The 2,985-nt window shown below is 53.1% G+C and carries 1 rRNA gene; it reads right to left on the bottom strand.

Annotation, left to right across the window (positions count from 1 at the left end):
• Positions 1-57: 57 nt before the first annotated feature.
• A 23S ribosomal RNA gene (locus tag H7J92_RS10080) occupies positions 58-2,983 on the bottom strand.
• Between the last annotated feature and the right edge of the window lie 2 nt (positions 2,984-2,985).

Raw genomic sequence — 2,985 nt, 5'->3', positions numbered from 1 at the left:
TTGTTCACTCAAAACTGAATAAAAGACATTGTGTACCTCAAGTAGTACTTCTTAAAATAGGTTAAGTCCTCGATCGATTAGTATCTGTCAGCTGCACACGTCGCCGTGCTTCCACCCCAGACCTATCCACCTCATCATCTTTGAGGGATCTTACTTACTTGCGTAATGGGAAATCTCATCTTGAAGGGGGCTTCATGCTTAGATGCTTTCAGCATTTATCCCGTCCATACATAGCTACCCAGCGATGCCTTTGGCAAGACAACTGGTACACCAGCGGTATGTCCATCCCGGTCCTCTCGTACTAAGGACAGCTCTTCTCAAATTTCCTGCGCCCGCGACGGATAGGGACCGAACTGTCTCACGACGTTCTGAACCCAGCTCGCGTGCCGCTTTAATGGGCGAACAGCCCAACCCTTGGGACCGACTACAGCCCCAGGATGCGACGAGCCGACATCGAGGTGCCAAACCTCCCCGTCGATGTGGACTCTTGGGGGAGATAAGCCTGTTATCCCCGGGGTAGCTTTTATCCGTTGAGCGATGGCCCTTCCATGCGGAACCACCGGATCACTAAGCCCGTCTTTCGACCCTGCTCGACTTGTAGGTCTCGCAGTCAAGCTCCCTTATGCCTTTGCACTCTACGAATGATGTCCAACCATTCTGAGGGAACCTTTGGGCGCCTCCGTTACTCTTTAGGAGGCGACCGCCCCAGTCAAACTGCCCACCTGACACTGTCTCCTGCCCGGATCACGGGCATGGGTTAGAAGTCCAATACAGCCAGGGTAGTATCCCACCAACGCCTCCTCCGAAGCTGGCGCTCCGGAATCCAAGGCTCCTACCTATCCTGTACAGGCTGCACCGGAATTCAATATCAGGCTACAGTAAAGCTCCACGGGGTCTTTCCGTCCTGTCGCGGGTAATGCGCATCTTCACGCATATTATAATTTCACCGAGTCTCTCGTTGAGACAGTGCCCAGATCGTTACGCCTTTCGTGCGGGTCGGAACTTACCCGACAAGGAATTTCGCTACCTTAGGACCGTTATAGTTACGGCCGCCGTTTACTGGGGCTTCAATTCAGAGCTTCGCTTGCGCTAACCCCTCCTCTTAACCTTCCAGCACCGGGCAGGCGTCAGCCCCTATACGTCACCTTACGGTTTTGCAGAGACCTGTGTTTTTGCTAAACAGTCGCCTGGGCCTATTCACTGCGGCTCTCTCGGGCTATTCACCCTACCAGAGCACCCCTTCTCCCGAAGTTACGGGGTCATTTTGCCGAGTTCCTTAACGAGAGTTCTCTCGATCACCTTAGGATTCTCTCCTCGCCTACCTGTGTCGGTTTGCGGTACAGGCACCTCCCGCCTCGCTAGAGGCTTTTCTTGGCAGTGTGAAATCAGGGACTCCGGAGACAATTCTCCTTGCCATCACAGCCTAGTGTTATATGAGAACGGGATTTGCCTCGTTCTCCACCTCACTGCTTAGACACGCAACCAACTGCGTGCTCACCCTATCCTACTGCGTCCCCCCATTACTCAAACGGCGGGGAGGTGGTACAGGAATATCAACCTGTTGTCCATCGTCTACGCCTATCGGCCTCGACTTAGGTCCTGACTAACCCTGAGCGGACGAGCCTTCCTCAGGAAACCTTAGGCATTCGGTGGAAGGGATTCTCACCCTTCTTTCGCTACTCATACCGGCATTCTCACTTCCAAGCGCTCCACCAGTCCTTCCGGTCTAGCTTCAACGCCCTTGGAACGCTCTCCTACCATTGACTTGCGTCAATCCACAGTTTCGGTGATCCGTTTAGCCCCGGTACATTTTCGGCGCAGCGCCACTCGACCAGTGAGCTATTACGCACTCTTTAAATGATGGCTGCTTCTAAGCCAACATCCTGGTTGTCTGGGCAGCGCCACATCCTTTTCCACTTAACGGATACTTGGGGACCTTAACTGGTGGTCTGGGCTGTTTCCCTCTCGACGATGGATCTTATCACCCACCGTCTGACTCCCAAACATAAATCATCGGCATTCGGAGTTTGTCTGAATTCGGTAACCCGGGATGGGCCCCTCGTCCAAACAGTGCTCTACCTCCGAGATTCTTTCGTTTGAGGCTAGCCCTAAAGCTATTTCGGAGAGAACCAGCTATCTCCAGGTTCGATTGGAATTTCACCGCTACCCACACCTCATCCCCGCATTTTTCAACATACGTGGGTTCGGGCCTCCAGTCAGTGTTACCTGACCTTCACCCTGGACATGGGTAGATCACCTGGTTTCGGGTCTACGACCCCATACTCATGCGCCCTATTCAGACTCGCTTTCGCTGCGGCTCCGCTTTCTCAGCTTAACCTTGCATGGAATCGTAACTCGCCGGTTCATTCTACAAAAGGCACGCCATCACCCATTAACGGGCTCTGACAATTTGTAGGCACACGGTTTCAGGTTCTATTTCACTCCCCTTCCGGGGTGCTTTTCACCTTTCCCTCACGGTACTGGTTCACTATCGGTCACTAGGGAGTATTTAGCCTTGGGAGATGGTCCTCCCGGATTCCGACGGAATTTCACGTGTTCCGCCGTACTCAGGATCCACTCTGGAGGGAATGCACTTTCGACTACGGGGCTGTTACCCACTGCGGCGGATCTTTCCAGATCGCTTCGTCTAATGCATTCCTTTGTAACTCCGTATAGAGTGTCCTACAACCCCAGGAAGCAAGCTTCCTGGTTTGGGCTCTTCCCGTTTCGCTCGCCGCTACTAAGGGAATCGATTTTCTTTCTCTTCCTCCGGGTACTTAGATGTTTCAGTTCTCCGGGTGTGCCACGATCACGCTATGTATTCACGTGAACGTACTGTCCCATTACGGACAGTGGGTTTCCCCATTCGGAAATCTTCGGATCAAAGCTTACTTACAGCTCCCCGAAGCATATCGGTGTTAGTGCCGTCCTTCATCGGCTCCTAGTGCCAAGGCATCCGCCGTGCGCCCTTTCTAACTTAACCTA

It is taken from the genome of Sporosarcina aquimarina (genome assembly GCF_019748715.1).
GTDB lineage: Bacteria > Bacillota > Bacilli > Bacillales_A > Planococcaceae > Sporosarcina > Sporosarcina newyorkensis.
The sequence above is the reverse complement of the archived record's forward strand: the minus strand, read 5'-3'. Positions and strand labels throughout refer to the sequence as shown.